17 protein-coding genes are annotated in these 16,426 nt (G+C 66.7%); 9 read left to right on the forward strand and 8 right to left on the reverse strand.

The annotated features are described in order from the left end of the window. The first annotated feature begins 289 nt into the window (after window positions 1-289). Window positions 290-562: an HU family DNA-binding protein gene (locus VM054_09505; GenBank protein HUT99296.1), complete on the forward strand. Its 273-nt coding sequence runs from the start codon at window positions 290-292 to the stop codon at window positions 560-562. Between the two features lie 380 nt (window positions 563-942). On the opposite strand, the gene VM054_09510 is transcribed toward VM054_09505, so the two are convergent. Beyond that, window positions 943-2,049, reverse strand: a complete 1,107-nt coding sequence (locus tag VM054_09510) for a CoA protein activase (GenBank protein ID HUT99297.1) — start codon at window positions 2,047-2,049, stop codon at window positions 943-945. Between the two features lie 116 nt (window positions 2,050-2,165). Between VM054_09510 and VM054_09515 the strand changes: the two genes are divergently transcribed. From VM054_09515 to VM054_09525, 3 genes are read left to right on the forward strand one after another with little or no spacing between them, the layout of a single operon-like run. Continuing rightward, entirely contained in the window at window positions 2,166-2,642 is a 477-nt protein-coding gene (locus VM054_09515) for a hypothetical protein (GenBank protein HUT99298.1), read from the forward strand. Continuing rightward, window positions 2,642-3,064 (forward strand): ribonuclease HI family protein, encoded by a 423-nt coding sequence (locus VM054_09520; GenBank protein ID HUT99299.1) that lies wholly within the window; start codon window positions 2,642-2,644, stop codon window positions 3,062-3,064. The genes VM054_09515 and VM054_09520 overlap by 1 nt, the downstream gene beginning before the upstream one ends. Next, a complete protein-coding gene (locus VM054_09525) occupies window positions 3,061-4,044 on the forward strand; it encodes an FAD:protein FMN transferase (protein HUT99300.1) in 984 nt (327 codons plus the stop codon). The genes VM054_09520 and VM054_09525 overlap by 4 nt, the downstream gene beginning before the upstream one ends. A 37-nt stretch (window positions 4,045-4,081) precedes the next feature. On the opposite strand, the gene VM054_09530 is transcribed toward VM054_09525, so the two are convergent. The 5 genes from VM054_09530 to ispF form a co-directional block, all read right to left on the reverse strand. After that, window positions 4,082-5,926: a mechanosensitive ion channel family protein gene (locus VM054_09530; protein HUT99301.1), complete on the reverse strand. Its 1,845-nt coding sequence runs from the start codon at window positions 5,924-5,926 to the stop codon at window positions 4,082-4,084. A gap of 111 nt (window positions 5,927-6,037) precedes the next feature. Next, window positions 6,038-7,240: a pyridoxal phosphate-dependent aminotransferase gene (locus VM054_09535; protein ID HUT99302.1), complete on the reverse strand. Its 1,203-nt coding sequence runs from the start codon at window positions 7,238-7,240 to the stop codon at window positions 6,038-6,040. 20 nt (window positions 7,241-7,260) lie between these two features. Beyond that, a complete protein-coding gene (rlmB, locus tag VM054_09540) occupies window positions 7,261-7,989 on the reverse strand; it encodes a 23S rRNA (guanosine(2251)-2'-O)-methyltransferase RlmB (GenBank protein ID HUT99303.1) in 729 nt (242 codons plus the stop codon). Window positions 7,990-7,999: 10 nt separating this feature from the next. Beyond that, window positions 8,000-8,959 (reverse strand): hypothetical protein, encoded by a 960-nt coding sequence (locus tag VM054_09545; protein ID HUT99304.1) that lies wholly within the window; start codon window positions 8,957-8,959, stop codon window positions 8,000-8,002. Window positions 8,960-9,036: 77 nt separating this feature from the next. Beyond that, window positions 9,037-9,504: a 2-C-methyl-D-erythritol 2,4-cyclodiphosphate synthase gene (gene ispF, locus VM054_09550; GenBank protein HUT99305.1), complete on the reverse strand. Its 468-nt coding sequence runs from the start codon at window positions 9,502-9,504 to the stop codon at window positions 9,037-9,039. Window positions 9,505-9,660: 156 nt separating this feature from the next. Here ispF and VM054_09555 point away from each other — a divergent pair, with 156 nt between their 5' ends. The 5 genes from VM054_09555 (at window position 9,661) to ffh (ending at window position 15,254) form a co-directional block, all read left to right on the forward strand. Next, entirely contained in the window at window positions 9,661-10,791 is a 1,131-nt protein-coding gene (locus tag VM054_09555) for a polysaccharide deacetylase family protein (protein ID HUT99306.1), read from the forward strand. After that, window positions 10,788-12,125, forward strand: coding sequence for a 16S rRNA (cytosine(967)-C(5))-methyltransferase RsmB (rsmB, locus tag VM054_09560; protein ID HUT99307.1), 1,338 nt, complete (start codon window positions 10,788-10,790; stop codon window positions 12,123-12,125). The genes VM054_09555 and rsmB overlap by 4 nt, the downstream gene beginning before the upstream one ends. A gap of 54 nt (window positions 12,126-12,179) precedes the next feature. Next, on the forward strand, window positions 12,180-13,106 hold the full coding sequence (locus tag VM054_09565) for a PASTA domain-containing protein (GenBank protein ID HUT99308.1): 927 nt from the start codon (window positions 12,180-12,182) through the stop codon (window positions 13,104-13,106). 65 nt (window positions 13,107-13,171) lie between these two features. After that, window positions 13,172-13,816, forward strand: a complete 645-nt coding sequence (gene rpe, locus VM054_09570; protein HUT99309.1) for a ribulose-phosphate 3-epimerase — start codon at window positions 13,172-13,174, stop codon at window positions 13,814-13,816. 70 nt (window positions 13,817-13,886) lie between these two features. Continuing rightward, complete coding sequence (gene ffh, locus VM054_09575; GenBank protein HUT99310.1) at window positions 13,887-15,254, forward strand: signal recognition particle protein; 1,368 nt, start codon at window positions 13,887-13,889, stop codon at window positions 15,252-15,254. Window positions 15,255-15,258: 4 nt separating this feature from the next. Here the strand turns inward: ffh and VM054_09580 are convergent, their stop codons facing one another. Both VM054_09580 and VM054_09585 read right to left on the reverse strand, forming a co-directional pair. Further along, window positions 15,259-15,834, reverse strand: a complete 576-nt coding sequence (locus tag VM054_09580; protein HUT99311.1) for a DUF1847 domain-containing protein — start codon at window positions 15,832-15,834, stop codon at window positions 15,259-15,261. A 9-nt stretch (window positions 15,835-15,843) separates the two neighbouring features. Continuing rightward, window positions 15,844-16,425 (reverse strand): hypothetical protein, encoded by a 582-nt coding sequence (locus VM054_09585; protein ID HUT99312.1) that lies wholly within the window; start codon window positions 16,423-16,425, stop codon window positions 15,844-15,846. Window position 16,426 lies beyond the last annotated feature (1 nt).

The following is a 16,426-nucleotide window of genomic DNA, read 5'->3' on the forward strand; positions in this document are numbered from 1 at the left end:
CACGCTCGATAACTATTTGATATACAACGAATTAGGCTCTATGAACCCCGGGGCGGGTGGGGCTTTATCCCTCTAAAAGGGCTGATGGAGCGGTTTTTTCGTAAATTTTTTCTTGACAAGCCTTGGAAAGCCTGTTTATAGTAGCTTCGTCGGTTGCAGAAAAGCGTAAACGCGCTTTAAACAACGCTTCACATGTAGTGACCCCCGGTTTCAGTTTAAACTGAGCCGGCAAGCAGAAGTTCCATAAAACGAGACAGGCGCGAAAGCGCCGCTACCCCAAGGGGGAAAAATGACCAAGCAAGACCTCATCGATCGCATCGCCAGCCAGACCGGACTCACCAAGCGCCAGGCTGGCCAGGCCCTCAATGCCGTTGTTGACGGCATCAAGGGCGCCATGAAGAAGGGCGAGCGCGTGACCCTCGTCGGCTTCGGCACCTTCTTCGTCGCCCAGCGGAAGTCCCGCACCGGCCGCAACCCGCGGACACAGCAGAAAATCAACATCCCGGCCCGCAAGGTTCCGAACTTCCGTGCCGGCAAAGAGCTCAAGCACCTGGTTCGGTAACGGGATAACCCGTTCGCAAAAAGGGCCCCCCAAAGGGGCCCTTTTTAAAGCGGAGATACACGGCTTCACCGACCGCATTCCACTTCTTCGTGAGAAGGATCCCCCGAAGGGGCCCCATTTTAACGGGTGTCGAGGATAAAGAAAAGCCCGCGAAGGTAGACCGAGACGGGTCCTCGAAGGGGCCCTTTTTAACGCTCAAGAAGCCCGCGAAAAATCCACGCCGCACCTCGTAGGCCGGAGATTACCATCCCCGCCGAATAAGACCGATCCACCAGTCGGCGCACAGGAACGTTATAGAACGGGCGGGTCAGGAGACCCGCCTCTACGTTAAAAAAACCACCCCAGGCCGGCCCCCGAAGTCCCCGTAGGTCGTACCTGCCCTACACCGGGTTCTCCGCCACCCGAGCTCGCGATACAGCGGCGGGTCGTTCGGCTGGTCGTTTACGCCAGAGCATGTCCACGAAGGCCTCGAGCCTCGTCTGCAATCCCGCCCGCCCCGTGGACTCGTCAATGTCCAGCGACAGCACCGCCATGCCGGTCTGGGCGCCGATGCGCGGCAGTATGCTCTTGGCAACAATCTCCGGGATGCAGGTGAACGGCGACAACTGTATGACGCCGTCGAAGCCTTCCCGCGCGTAAATGACGCTCTCTCCGACGCTCTCCCGCCCATCCCCCCCGACCCAGAACTCCAGGAACAGCCTCGACGCCCGGGCAATCCGGTGTTTGGTCCATCGCCGGTAGATTCCGCCCAGCAGCCACTTGGTGACGTAAAGGCTCCGGTGGACCTCGACGCCAAGGTAGCCCAGGGTCCGTTCTACGTCGCAGTTGGCGAAGGCGTCCAGGACGACGAAAATTTCCCCGACGATGCCGACGCGGAGCGGCTCGAAGTCGCGCCTGGTGGGCACGTGGTGGGAGAAGAAACGCCCTATACACTCCACCAGGTCGTCGTAGCGGTGGATGGTGGGTATCTTCGCTACGCGCGCGAGCGCCAGGGCCATGGCCTGGTCCGTCGAGCCGGGGTGGAGCTCGCGCGGACGGTAGAAATGGGACAGGCGCTCGATCTCCTCCACCACCTTGAGCAAGCGCCACGCATACACGGTCTGGGTAATCCGCTCCGCCCAGGTCATGCCCGGGCTCATCCGCTTGATGTTGGCGATGACGGGCGGCTCGAGGAGGTAGAGCTCCAGGGGGTGGCCGTGCTCGGCCAGTATCTGGCGGTGCAGCACGCCGTAGAGCCCGGCGCGGCAAGGGCCTCTGCCCCCCGAGGTGAAGATGGCCTGAATCTCGGGGTGCTGCGCCAGCGCCTGGAAGTACTGACCCGTGATTATCTTGAAGGGGAAGCAGACGAACTCGGGGCTGTAGCGCGTGCCCAGGGAGAGGGTGTGCTTGGTCGTGGGGGGCGGGATGAAGACCCGGTGCCCGAATCCCTCCAGAAAGCGCCGGTAGCCGAGGTGGCAGAGCCCCATGCGGGGGGTGGTGATGTTCATGCTCCCGCCAAACTGCGGCGAACTGCGCCGTCGGCTGCTATAATAGCCCCGGAAGCACCCCGATGTCTACCGGTTCCCGGGACTGCCCGCCCGGGGGTGCGGACAGGATGAGCGACTTGCAGCGTTCAATCGCAGTCTTCGCCCTACTCGCCCTTGCCGCATCCGCCTCCGGCGCGGGCACCGCCGTGTTCCCCCTCGACCCCGGCGAGTGGCTCTCCGGCGGTTTGGCGGCGTGGCTCGGCCGGGCGCTGGACGCCGCGGGGTACGGGGCGGAGATGGCGGACCCGACGATAGCGCCGGGCGACCTGGCGGGGATGAACCGGGCGGCCGCCGCGGGCGGCTTTGAGCGTCTCCTCGTCGTCAACTGCGGCTACCTCGGGGACCGGGTCACCGTCGAGCTCCTCCTCTTCGACACCGCCGGGGAAACGCTGGTCGGCTCCTGGCGGGGATTGATCAGTTACGACGCCCTCCAAAGAGAGCTACCCTCCGGCCTGAGGGCGATTTTCGGGGATATCCGCCTCCCCGAGGCCGAGGATCCCGCCACTTTCCTGGACGACCGCCGGGCGGACTTCACCGCCTCCCTCGGAGGGTGATGGAAGAGGTGCAGGCCAGGCTCTTCACCGACGGGGGGGCCCGGGGAAACCCCGGCCCCGCGGCCTACGGGCTCGTGCTCTACGATGCGGACGGAAACGAGCTTCTCCGTCGCGCGAAAGAGATAGGCCGCGCCACGAACAACGTCGCCGAGTACTCCGCCGTCATCGCCGGCCTGGAGCTCGCCCGCCGACTCGGGCTCACCGGGCTGGACGTTTACCTGGACGCCCAGCTCGTCGTCCGCCAGCTCACCGGCGAGTACAGGACGAAAGACCCCCGCCTCGCCGAGCTGAAGGCCCGGGCGCTCGCCCTCGCTCGGGAACTGACCCGAGTCCGCTTTCACTTCATCCCCCGGGAGAAGAACCGCCTCGCCGATTCCCTCGTCAACGCGGCCCTCGACGGCCGGGACCCCGACACCCTATGAGAAAAATCCTCCGAGCCGCGCCCCTCCTCCTCCCGCTGATAGTGTCCTGCGCCGCCGAGGAGCGGGACGGCTTCTTCGCCATGGACACCGTGGTGGAGCTCTGCGCCGTGGGCGGGGAGAGCGCCCTGGACGCGGCCCGACGAGCGGTGGAGGACGTGGAGGGCTGGGCCGACTGCTACGACCCCGAGGCGGAGTTGTACCGGCTCAACCTGTCGGCGGGCGGGGGACCGGTGCGGGTCTCTAAGGGTCTGGCGGAGGTCCTGGAGGTGTCACTCCGGGTCGCCGAGAAATCCGGCGGCGCCTTCGACCCCACCGTCCTGCCCCTCGTAGAAGCCTACGGGTTCAACGGGGAGAAACGGAGGGTGCCCGGCGACGAGGAAATTTCGAGGATACTCCCCCGCGTGGATTACCGGCGGGTCGGGCTCGCCGGGGACGGCGTGGATATTCCGGAAGGAGTCGCCCTGGACCTGGGCGGCGTAGCCAAGGGGTACGCCGCAGACCGGGCCCTTGAGGCGATGAAAGAAGCCGGCGCCGAGGCGGGACTGGTCAACATCGGCGGGGACATCGCCGTGTTCGGGGAAAGGGCCGGCGGCGGTTCGTGGACCATCGGGGTCCAGCACCCCCGTGCGCCGGGGGAGCTCTTCGCCGTCCTGGAGCTACAGAGCGGGGCGGTGGCCACCTCGGGGGATTACGAGCGCTACTTCATCGAGGACGGCGTGCGCTACCACCACATCCTCGATCCGAGGACGGGCCGGCCCGCGCGTGGGCTCGTCTCGGTGACCGTCACCGCGCCCGTGTGCGTCCTGGCCGACGCCTACGCCACCGCCGTGTTCGTCCTGGGGCCGGAGGAAGGGCTGAGGCTCCTGGAGGCCGACGACGACCTGGAGGGGCTGCTCATTTTCGCCAAGACCGACGGGGGGCTCGATTTCACCGTCACGGACGGTCTCGAGGGAAGGCTGGAGCTCCTGAGCGGTAAATAAAAAAGGGCTCCGAGAGCCCCGTCGTATAGTCCGCGCGCTAGAACCCGAAGAACTCCCGCATCTGACCGAGAATCGCCCGGCGGATGCGGTCCGTTTTTTCCTTATCCGCCATCGTTTTCTGCTCGTCCTGGGTGAGGTATTTCGACAGCAGGGCCAGGTTCTGGGTCACCCTCTCGCTGGCGGCCGCGGCCAATTGCGCGCTCACCTCGGGGTGTCCCTGCAGGATTTCCCTGAAGTCCTCCTTGCCCAGGGCGTAAACCTCGCTCTCCTCGGTGGCGACGACGGTGGCGGTCCTCGCCTCGCCCGTCAGCAGGCTCATCTCGCCGAAGAAGTTGCCCGGCCCCAGCTCGGCCACCTTGACCCCGAAGCGGTGCTTCGCCTTCGCTTTCTTTACGAAGACCTCGAACCGGCCGCTCCCGATGAGGTAGAAGGTGTCGCCCTGTTCCCCCTGCTCGATGACGACCTCCCTCCGGGCGAACATCAGGGTCTTGAAGGCTCGGGCCAGCGTATCGAACACTGCAGGCGAAAGAGGCGAGAAGAGCTCCACCTTGCGGAGCATCTCGATCCGGCGGTTGAGCGCCCGTCGAGCGCCCTCCTCCAGAACCCGCTCATCTACCTGGCGGAGGTAAACGTCGCGGATGGGGAAGGGAATCGTAATGCCCGCGCGCTTGAAAGCGTACCAGAGCCGGTTCATCACCTCGGCCCGCACGTTGCGCAACCTCGAGTAATCGAAGATGAAGAAACGGACCCGGTACTCGATGGAAAAGTCCTTGTAATCCATGAGATAGAGGCATTGCTGAGCCGGTTCGATCCCCTCCACGTCATCCAGCACTTCGTGGACGATGCGGCGGACCTTCTCGGGCGGGTCCTGGTAGCTGGTGCCGATGAGCAGATCGGCCACGTGCTTCGTCGTGGGGTGGGAGTAGTTGCACAGGTCCGTGGAGGCGACGACGCTGTTCGGCAGGATGACGTCGTCCCCGTCGAAGGTGCGGATGCGCACCTCGCGCCAGTTCATCTGCACCACCTGGCCCTCGAACTCCTTGAATGCCACCCAGTCGCCGATTTCGAAGGGCTTGCTGGCCTGGATGCTCATCCCGGCGAAGACGTTCCCCAGTGTGTCCTGGAGCGCCAGGCCCAAAACCAGGGAGAGCACCGCCGACGAGGCCAGGAGCGCCGAGAGGTCCAGGCTCGTCGCGGTCCCGACGACGGCCACGACCGCGACTATGTACGCGATTCCGCGGACGACCTGCTGGAACAGGGCGGGCATCGTCTTGCCCTGCTTTTTCTTCCGGCTACGCTCCAGGATGAAGTAGCTGAAGATGTTTATAACGAGGAAGGCCGCCGAGAGGCTGGCGATGGACGTGACCACGCTGTAGAACCAGCCTTTGGTCGCGTCCACCCAGACCAGGGCGCCCAGGACGCCTATGGACAGCATGAGGATGCGGAGGAAGAAGTTGTACCGACGGGCCAGACGCCAATCGGGCTTCCCCCTCTTGCGCATGATGCCCTTCACGCCGAGCATCACCAGGCCGTAGAGGATGAAGAGGCCGACGAGTAACACGGCGCCGACCAGGAAGGCCTCCCAATAACCCGGCAGGGCGGAGAGCCAGGCGAAGAGCTGGCTGATGGGCCCCAGCGCCTTGCCCACCTCCTCGGTGGCCTTCTCTATCTTCTCCTCGGTGTCGGGCTCGACCTCGGCGGCGTGGGTCTCGGCGCAGGTCCGGGCCTTCTCCTCGATCAGGGCGGGTAGCTCGGTCCCCTTGGGGTGGGGCAGCTTGAACCCGGCCTCCCGGAGCACCTCCTCCGCCTGTAATGGCGGCGCTTCCACCGGAGTCTGCGCCGCGGCGGGGAGGAGGAACACGAGCACTGCGATGAAGAGCATCCGTTTCAAATCAACATCCCATTCATCCCGGGCGATTTTAACACATGTGCGTCAGGTAACCTCCGGGCATAGATGACCACAGGTCCCGAACCACCCCGGCGGACCCGGGACTTAACCGCCCTCCGGGCGGTACTTCGCGACCCAGGCGGTGAGGCGGTCAACGAAGCTGTGCAGGTTGACCAGGCTGTTGGCGAAGCTGAAACGGATGTAGCCCTCGCCGGCGGCGCCGAAGGCGGTACCGTGGAGCGCGGCGATGTGGGCCTCGTTGAGAAGGCGGTCGTTAATTTCCTTGGACGGCATCCCCAGGCTCGAGAGGTCGGCGAAGGCGTAGAAGGCGCCCTTGGGCTCGCTTACCTTGAGGCAGTCGAGCCGGCGCAGGGCGGGGATGAGGTATGCTCGGCGCGCGGTGAATTCCCGGCGCATCCGCTCCACGGCGTTCCAGCTCTCGGGGTTCTTTATCGCCTCCAGCGCCCCGTACTGGTTGAAGGTGCAGGTGCAGGAGTTGGAGTTGGTGGTCAGGGTCGCCAGCTTCTTGGCCAGGGATTCGGGGACGACGCCGTACCCCAGGCGCCAGCCGGTCATGGCGAAGGTCTTGCTCCAGCCGTCCACCATTATCAGGCGGGGCTTGAGGGCGGGAGAGGCGAGCGCCGAGACGTGGGGCTCGTCGTAGACGATGGAGGAGTACACCTCGTCGGAGAGGACCCAGAACCCGTACTTCTCGGACAATTCGGCGATCCGGGAGTAATCCTCCGCGGCGAACATCCCGCCGGTGGGGTTGTGGGGGCTGTTGGTGACGAGTATCCGGATTTTGTCGGAGGCCGCTTTGTCGGCGAGCCAGTCCAGGTCGGGCCGGAACCCCGTCTCCGGGAGGAGGGGGTAGGTCTCTATCCGCGCTCCGACTATCATTGCCGCAGCCTCGTAGGCCGGGAAGTTGATGTCGGGGATGAGCACAAGCTCCCCGGGGTTGACCAGCGCCTGGATACTGAAGAAGATGAGCGGCTTGGCCCCGGGGGCGATGACGACCTCGGCGGGGCGCACGGGGGTGTGGTACGCGCCGGTGACGTGCTCGGCCACCGCCTCGCGCAGGGCCGGCAGGCCGGCGCTGGGGGCGTAGTGGGTCTGTCCGGCGTCCAGGGCGCTCTTGGCGGCGGAGATGATGTTCGGCGGCGTGGGGAAATCGGGCTCCCCCACCTCCAGGTGCACCACGTCAATCCCCCGGGACTCCAGGGCCATGGCCTTCTGCTTTATCTCGAAGCCGGTCTCACGACCGAAGCCGGTCAGGCGGTCGGCGAAACGGATGTCATCTGCGGCCACGTTCTCTCCTTTATTTGATTTCAAAGTCCCCGGCGCTGGCGGAGCGCCTCGAAGGCGGCCACCCCGAAGGCCACGCTGGCGTTGAGCGACTCCACCTCGCCGAAGAGCGGGATGCAGACGAGGAAATCGCAGGCCAGCTCCACGGCGTGCCCGACCCCCCGGCTCTCGGCGCCCACGACGAGCGCCAGCGGACCCGTCAGGTCGGTGGAGTAGATGGTCTCACCGGCGTCCCCGGAAAGCCCCACGCACCAGACGCCCAGTTCTTTCAAACGCCGGAGCGCCTGGGCGACGTTCGAGACAACGGCCAGCGGCAGGTGGGCCGTCGCCCCGGCCGAGGCCCGCACCACGGTCCCGGTGACCGGCGAGGCGCGGCGGACGGGTATGACCGCGCCGTGGCACCCGGCGCACTCGGCGGTCCGCAGCACCGCGCCCAGGTTGTGCGGGTCCTCCAGGTGGTCGGTCACCGCGAGGAAGGGCTTCTCACCGCGCTCTTCGGCAATCCAGACCAGGTCCTCCACCGTGAACGCCCGCCGGTCAACCTCGGCCGCCACGCCCTGGTGCCTCTGCGAGCGGCAGATCTGAACCAGTTCCCTCTCCGGGATGACCGAAACCGTGATGCCGCACTTCCGGGCGCCGTCGGCCAGGACGGAGACCTTCCGACCGCACTCGCGCGCTACGTACAGCCGCTTCACGCCGACGCCGGCGCGCAGCGCCTCCTGGACGGGCCTGTAACCGTAGATAAGCTCCAAAGTGGATAGCTCAACGCCAGCAGGCGTAGGTGATTTCGGCGTCCTCACCGGCCAGGGGCCGGCTCTCCAGGGTTTCCAGATTAACGATGCGGCTCATCCAGCGTGGATCGTCGTAAACCGTGATGAGAAGCCATTCCCCGTCGGGACTGGGCCGGGGGAAGAGGACCAGGCCCTCGATGCCGGCCACGCGCTCCGCGGTCGGCGAACCCTTGGATTCCGCCGGGTCGTCGAGGCGCCGGATGGAGCCGACGGGCACCTCCCCGACATACTCGAAGCTGTCGAAGTAGAGCGCGCCGTCGGGTGCGAACCAGGGCGAGCCCTCGTCGGACGGAGTGTCGTAAACCGCGAACAGCGACTCGGTGGCTATCTCGCAGCCCCAGAGGCCCCAGTCCATTTTGGCGCCGCCGGCGCCGTCCCGGTTGCTGGAAAAAACGACCACCGACCCGTCCGGCGAGAGTGTCGGGGATTGGTAGTCGGCCTCCCCCGGGGTCAGTTGCCGGAGACCTCCGTCGTCGAGAATGAAAATCTGCCAGCGTCCGGTTACCGGCTCCAGGGCGTCGAAGACGACCCCATCGGCCCGGGGGGCCGCCGCCGAGGACAGTCCGGCGGGATAGGACGCCAGGTCGAACCGCCGCTCCGGCTCGCCGAAACGGTCCCCCGAGAAGGCGAGGGACCAGAGGGCGGGCTCACCAACGTCGGCCCCGGCCCAGGCCCAGAGCTCCCGGCCGTCCGGGGTGAAGACCAGCTGGTCCACCGGCCCGGTGAAGGGCAGCTCCACCGGATCGCCGAACCGGAGCCCCGTAGGTTGCACCTCGTCGCCCAGAACCGGCATGTAGAAGGCCCGGCTCGTATCGGCCTTCGGCGAGCCGTCCCGGAGGACGAAAGCCACGCCCATCGGCCGCCGCCCGATTTTGCAGGACGCGACCATCAACAAACCGAGAATCAACAATATACGCAGAGCGGTTTTCACCAAAGCCCTCGCTTTCGGACCGCGAAACCGGAAAGGAATGGGGGCTTGAGCGCCTCGTCAACCCCTCACGCGCTCGTTCATTCGACCAGCGCAACCGCCCAAGCCGCGATGCCCTCGCCCCGACCGGTGCAGCCGAGCCCCTCGGTGGTGGTGGCCTTGATGGAGACCCCGGCCGCGTGAGGCCCGAGAATCCGCCCCAGCCTCTCGCGCATCGCCGGGACGTGGGGCGCCAGCTTCGGCCGCTCGCAGGCGACGACCGCGTCCACGTTGATTACCCGCAATCCCGACCCGGCGAGCATCCCCGCCACCTCGGCCAGAAGGGCGCAGGAATCGGCCCCGGCGTAGCGGGGATCGTCGTCGGGAAACTGTTGGCCGATGTCGGGCAGCCCCGCCGCCCCCAACAGGGCGTCCATCACCGCGTGGACCAGCACGTCGGCGTCGGAGTGCCCGGCGAGCCCCAGCTCGAAGGGAATCTCGATCCCGCCCAGGACCAGCCGCCGGTCGGGCGTCAGCCGGTGCACGTCGAACCCGATTCCGACCCTCATGGGAGAAAACCGCCTAAGCCGTTGCACGGTGTGGATTTTAGGTTTATCCCGCCGGGGTGTCAACACGGTCGGCTCAAGAGGTCTCATCCGCGGCGGACCGGGATTCACCGGACGGAACCGCCGGCGTGTGCTATACTTGCGGCGACGCACCGCGATATGCCAAGATACATCCTCATCGTTCTGACGGTTATCTCCTCGCTCGCCGCGGCCGGCGACCTCCGCCCGGACCTCTCGAGCCTGGACGACTACACCCGCCGGGTGGAGTTCGACCCGCTCGAGTCCGTGGCGCTCAAGCCCGACCTCACCAGCCTCACCGATTACCGCGCCCCGGAGACATTCCGCATCGAGGCGAAGCTGCGCGGCGAGCCCTCGCCGGGTGAATCCGCCGCGGTGTGGGAGGAGATAAGCCACGCCCAGGCGACCGGTGAATCTCTCCTGCGGCGCGAGCCCGTCGTCTGGGAAACCCTCGCCGACTACCACCCCTACGAGAAGGTGGGGCAGTGGCGTCTTCTGTACGACGTGGCCCGGGCGGACGAGTGGGCCGACCCTCGGCGCGAGCGCGGCGAGAGGCCTAAGGTCTCCATTTTGATGTACCACGACCTCCGCGACGTCTCCCGGTACTCCACCGTCATCACCCCCTGGCAGTTCGAGGAGGAGGTCCGCTGGCTGACGGAGTCGGGATACGAGTTCATCACCATCGGTCAGTTGCTGGACGCCGTCTATTCCGGAGGCGGAGACCTGCCGCCCCGCTGCGTGGCGCTGACCTTCGACGACGGCTGGAGCGGCGTTTACCGTTACGCCTACCCGATTCTGAAGCGGTACGGCGCCACGGCCACCCTCTACCTCTACACCAACTACATCGGCGTCGGCGGCCGGTCCAACACCTGGGACCAGTACCGGGAGATGCTGGCCAACGGCTTCGAGATCGGCAGCCACACGGTTTCCCACTGCGACCTGACCAACCGGGGCGCGTGGCGCGGCCGGGGCTCCAAGCCCCCGTCGGGACATGGAACCTACACCCAACGGCTGATGCACGAGCTGGTGGACTCGAGGATGATCCTCGAGGAGCACCTGGGAGTGCCCGTCCGGAGCCTGGCCCTGCCCTATGGCGCCTACGACGACTACGTGCTCAAGAGCGCGCTCCTGGCCGGCTACGAGGGCATCCTTACCATCAAGGCCGGCAACACCTACGTGGACGCAGACACGAACGAGATAGAGCTCCGGCGCTGGAACGTCGTTCCGTCCATGGGTCTGGCGACCTTCATCGAACGCCTGGACAGGGAATGACGGCGCGACCCGACGCCCGATCGGCGGCTTGGGAGGCGCTCCGGGGCGTGGCCGCCGGGAAGGGGGACGCCGAGCCCCTGCTGCGCAAGCTGCTGGCCGGTACCGCGCTGCCGTCCGTGGAGAGGCGGCTGGCCTTCGAGCTGACCCTGGGAACCCTGCGCAAGCGGGGTTGTCTCGACTACGGGCTGGAACGGTATCTGACCCGGCCCCTGCGGGAGCTGCACCCCGACCTGCGCGAGCTCCTGCGCCTGGGGGCCTACCAGCTCCTTGAGCTGGACCGGGTCCCGGCCTACGCCGCCGTGGACCGGACGGTGGAGCTGGCCCGAAACTTCAGCACGACGCGGAAGGCCGCGGGGCTGGTCAACGCCGTCCTGCGGCGCCTGAGCGAGGGCCGCCCCGAACCGCCCGATCGCGAAGCGGACCCCGTCGGTCACCTGACCGTCACCGGCAGCCACCCCCGCTGGCTGGTGAAACGGTGGCTGGAACGGTACGGATTCGAGGAGACCGCGCGGCTCTGCGCCGTGGACAACGAGCCGCCCGACACCTTCGTTTTCCTCAACCCCTTCCGGACGGCCGGGGAGGTTTCTGGGGAAATAATCCCGGACGCCGAGGCGGTGCAGGGGTTCTCCGGTTGTTACCGACTCGCCCGCGGGGCGGACCTGACCTCGACCGGGGCGTACGCGGAAGGAAAGGTGTACGCCGCCGACCCGGCGACGGCGCTGGCGGCGACGGCGCTGGACCCCCGACCCGGCGAAATTATTTTAGACGCCTGCTCGGCCCCCGGGGGCAAACTTTTCCACCTGCACCGGTTGGCCGGCGGGGGCTTAAAAACCGTGGCGCTGGAGGTTTCACCCCGGCGGTGCGCCGTCCTGACCGAAAATATAAACCGGCTCGGCCTGCCCGCGGCGGTGGTCAACGGAGACCTGTCCCTCCCGCCACTCGCCAAACACAGCTTCGATAAAATTCTTCTCGACGCACCCTGTTCGAACACCGGGGTGCTCCGGCGCCGGGTCGAAGCGCGGTGGCGGCGCAAGCCGGAGGATTTGAAGGGGTTGGCGCGCCTGCAACTCGACCTGCTTACCTCGGCCTCCCGTTTGGTAAAATCGGGGGGACTCGTGGCCTACTCCACCTGCTCCCTGGAACCCGAGGAGAACGAGGGGGTGGTGGGCAGGTTTTTGAGCGGACGGGGCGATTTTCAACGGGTGCCCGCCGCCCTCGGGCTGGACGACGACCTGCGGGGACGCTTCGGCGATTCCGAGGGCGACATCCGCGCCCTGCCGCACCTGACAGGAACCGACGGAGCCTTCGTGGCGCTCGTGCGGAGGGTGAGGTAGCCTTTCCGGCGGCGGATGGGGTATGATTGGAAGACTCGAAACAAACGGTGGCGGATGAACGACCAGAAAGACAGCGGTACCGGTTACGGTTCGCAACCCCAGGACCGGCCCAAGTTCGAGGGGTTCGGCTTCGGTGATCCGGCCCGGCAACCGACCCCCCGTTCCGAGAGGCCGAAATCCCCGAAACTCGCCCGCCTGGGGACCGTGCTGCTCTACATCGCCCTGGCCGTGGGCGCCCTCGTCGTCGGCATGCTTCTGGCCAATTTCATCATCATGCCGTTGTTGGTCGGTGGCGAGGAGGTCGAGGTCCCCGACCTGACGAACATGAGCTTCGAGGCGGCGACCGCCCTCTTGGTCGAGATGGGTCTCAACTACGAGAAGGTGGCCGAGGAGTACTCGGCGGACGTGCCGGCCGGTTACGTCGTCAGCCAGCGTCAGGAACCGGGGATGAACGTGCGTCCGGACCGGATCATCGAGCTCACCGTCTCCGCCGGTTCCGAGGATGTCCGCATTCCCAACGTGACCAAAATGAGCCAGCGCCAAGCCGAGGACGTCCTCCGCCGCGCCGGGCTGGTGGTGGGAAAGGTCCGCGAGAGCTACGACCCCAACGTCCCCGAGAGCTCGGTCATCGGCCAGAACCCCGAACCGGGGCGCGAGGTGCCGCGCGGAACCAGAATAGACCTCCTCGTCTCCCTGGGCTCCGAGGAAACCACCTTCAAGATGCCCAACCTGGTCGGCGCCGACTACCGCACCGCCGTCAGCCGTGTCTCCACCTGGGAATTGGTGATGGGGGACACCACCTTCGAGTTTTCCGCGAGTATCCCGCCGGGCCACATCATCCGCCAGCACCCCGAGGTCGGCGCGACGGTGGCCCGGGGCGACACGGTCACGGTCGTAATAAGCAAGGGCCCGCCCACCGGCGGTGAGACGGTCCCGACGCCGGAGGGTGGCGGGGAAACGCCGCCGCCGGACACCTTCTAAGGAAGGAGACAAGGGGTTTAACCGAGCGAAGCGAGCTATGCCCCTGGCAAAACCCCTTGCCTGAGATGGCCGTAAAAATCGTTCCCAGCATCCTCTCGGCCGACCAGGCCGACCTGGGCGCCGTCGTCCGCCGGCTCCTGGCCGCCGGGTTGGAGACAATCCACCTCGACGTCATGGACGGCAACTTCGTGCCGCCCATAACCTTCGGCGCCAAGCTCCTGGCCGATTTGAAGGGCGCGGTGGGGGGCGTTTACGACGCGCACCTCATGGTCGCCCGCCCCGGGGAGCAGCTCGAGCTCTTCGCCGAGGCGGGGGCGGACTGGATAACGGTGCACCAGGAGGCCGCGCCCCACGTACACCGACTCCTCGACCGCATCAAAGCCCTCGGCAAAAAGGCCGGCGTCTCCATCAACCCCGGCACCCCGGTCGTCCAGCTCGAACCGCTCCTGGAATCGGCCGACCTCTTCCTGATCATGACGGTCAACCCCGGCTGGGGGGGGCAGGGGATGATAGAGTCCTGCCTGGACAAGGTCCGCTGGCTGAAGGAGCGCGTGGATACGCCGGTGATTGTGGACGGGGGGGTCAACGAGCGGACGATGGCGAAGGTGGCCGCCAGCGGCGCGGACCTGGCCGTGGTCGGAAGCGCCCTCTTCAAGGGCGACCTGGGCGAAATCCTGTCCCGCCTACGGGCGGAGGGCGCGGCCTCCTGAACCACGGCGACCACAGGTTTTTTGAGTAATCCCCGGGGCTGACGCGTCAGCCCCTTTCCGAGCCGACGCCATGTTCGACCGCATAACCGACCGACTCTCCGCCGTCTTCAAGAAGCTCACCGGGCGGGGGAAGCTCACCGAACCGAATGTCGCCGACGCCCTGCGGGAGGTGCGCGTCGCCCTCCTGGAGGCCGACGTGAACCTCGCCGTGGTGAAGGAATTCCTGGAGGATGTGCGGGAGGGTGCGCTGGGCGGGGCCGTGCTGGGCTCGCTGACGCCGGGGCAGCAGTTCGTCGGCGTGGTGCAGCGGGAACTGACCACCCTCTTGGGGAAAAATTCCGGCGAGTTCAACCTCCCGCTGCCGGCCACGGTGATGCTGGTGGGCCTGCAGGGGTCGGGGAAGACGACCACGGCGGCCAAGCTGGCCCGCTGGTACACTAGGCACGGCAACCGGCGCTCGCTCCTGGCGGCCTGCGACGTCCAGCGACCCGCGGCCCGGGAGCAGTTGGAGGTACTGGCCGAGCGCGTCGGCGCCGAGGCGTTCCCCGGGAAAGATTTCACCGAGGACGCCATGGGCACGGCGCTGGCCGCCATGCGCCAGGCCGACCGGCGTAACCTGGACCTGACGGTGGTGGACACGGCGGGCCGGCTGCAGATTGACGAGCCACTGATGGCCGAGCTGGCGGAGATGAAGGGGAAGCTCCGGCCCCAGGCGGTTTTCCTGGTCGTGGACGCCGCGTCGGGCCAGGAGGCGCTCAACGTCGCCAACGTCTTCCACGGGCGCCTGGGGCTGGACGGGATGATCGTGAGCAAGCTGGACGGCGACGCCCGCGGCGGATGCATTCTCTCCATCGCCGGCGGCCTGGGGGTGCCCATCCGCTTCGTCGGTTTGGGCGAGACCCCCGACGACCTGGAACCCTTCGACCCCGACCGCCTCTCCCGGCGCATCCTCGGCCTGGGCGACGTGGTGGGGCTGGTGGAGAAGGCTCGGTATGCCTTCGATACCCGTCAGGCCGAGCATCTGGCGAATAAGGCCGTCACGGGCAGCTTCGACCTGGAGGATTTCGCCGACCAACTGCGGGGGATAAAAAAGATGGGCCGGATGACCGACCTCCTGGCGCTGGTCCCGGGCATGCGCCAGTTCGCCCGGGAAGCCGACGGAGAGGGGCTGGACCAGGGGATGAAGCGGGCCCTGGCGATAATGGATTCCATGACCCCCGACGAGCGCCGGCACCCCAACGTCATCCAGGGCTCGCGGCGGCGGCGTATCGCCGCGGGCTCGGGCACCACCACCGCCGAAGTGAACCGCCTGCTGGCCCAGTACCGCGCCATGGCCAAGGCCTTCGACGGGCTCTCGGGAAAGAACGGCCGGCGGATGATGCGCCGGCTCGGGATAGACCCCTCGAAGCTGGACGACGCCCTCCCTCCGGGCCTTTAACCTCCTACTCCAGCCTGCGCCGCAGGTAGCGGTTGTAGACCACCGCCGCCGGGTTATGCCCCGTCACCCGGTCCTTGGCGATGAGCGTCACCACGGGGATGGACGAGCCCAGGCCCAAAATGGCGTCGTGGCCCACGCAGAGCCCGACGCTGCCGATGAGGCCCACGCCGTCGAGCCCCAGTTGCGCCGCCTGGCCCAGGGGGTTGCAACTGGACTCGTCCGCGCCCCCGTGAATCCGGGGATGCCCCAGCTCCTCTTTGGACAAAGCGCCCATCTTGCAGCAGGCCGAGGAGACCTCGAAACCGCGCCGCTCCAGGAACCCGGCGATGACGGCCGCCTCCTCGGCGGAGCCGATGCAGAAGGCGAGCCCGATCTTCCGGAGGCCCAGCTTTTTCGCCAGGAGGGCGAACTCCTCGATGCGGGTCAGGCGGCAGTAGCCCTCCGCCTCCACCTCCGCCGCGGCGTCGAAGAGGGGGCGCAGCCCGGGCGAGTACCGGGCGGTCATCTCCTCCCGCGAAAAACCGCCGCAGTTCAGGCCCTCCCCGCAGCGGTACTCGTATTTACACTCGTGACAGCGCATTTCCCCGCTTTACTTCAGCGTGTAGTAGTTCAGCAACCAGCGATAGTTTGATTCCCGGTCCCCGTCGTCGTCCACACGGACCTCAACGATACCGACACCCTCCTTGAAAAAGACATTCTTGATAATCTGGTCGTTGTCCTTGACCGTGACCCAGACCAAATCCTCGTAGTGCCCGGACGGCGTTTCGGAGAATATGTCTATCTGGTCGATACTGCAATACCAAAGCACGCCGTCATCGTCGGTGTATGTCCAGGAGTTATCTTTCTCGATGGGGGTTTTCAGGTAGACGTGCCAGTTGGTTTCATCCGCCGGCCTGGCCTGGAACTCGCCGCCCTCGGTGTTACGCCAGAGCCACTGTTCCGTCGTATCGCCCCAGTTCAATTCCACGCGCCAGGCGCCGTCCTCGGAGCCCAAAACGGACCAGTTCATCGGGTCGCCGTCGTCGGGCAGGTCCCAGGCGTAGTCCCACTCGTTGCCCTGGGCCAGGGGGACGTAGGCGTCCGTCGGGTTGGGCTCGGGGGTGGTGGTCGTGTCGCAGCCGGCGAGGAGGACCGCCAGGGCGGCCGCGGAGAGAAGAAGCGTCCTTTTCATC

Source organism: bacterium, assembly GCA_035528375.1.
Classification (GTDB): Bacteria; RBG-13-66-14; RBG-13-66-14; order RBG-13-66-14; family RBG-13-66-14; genus RBG-13-66-14.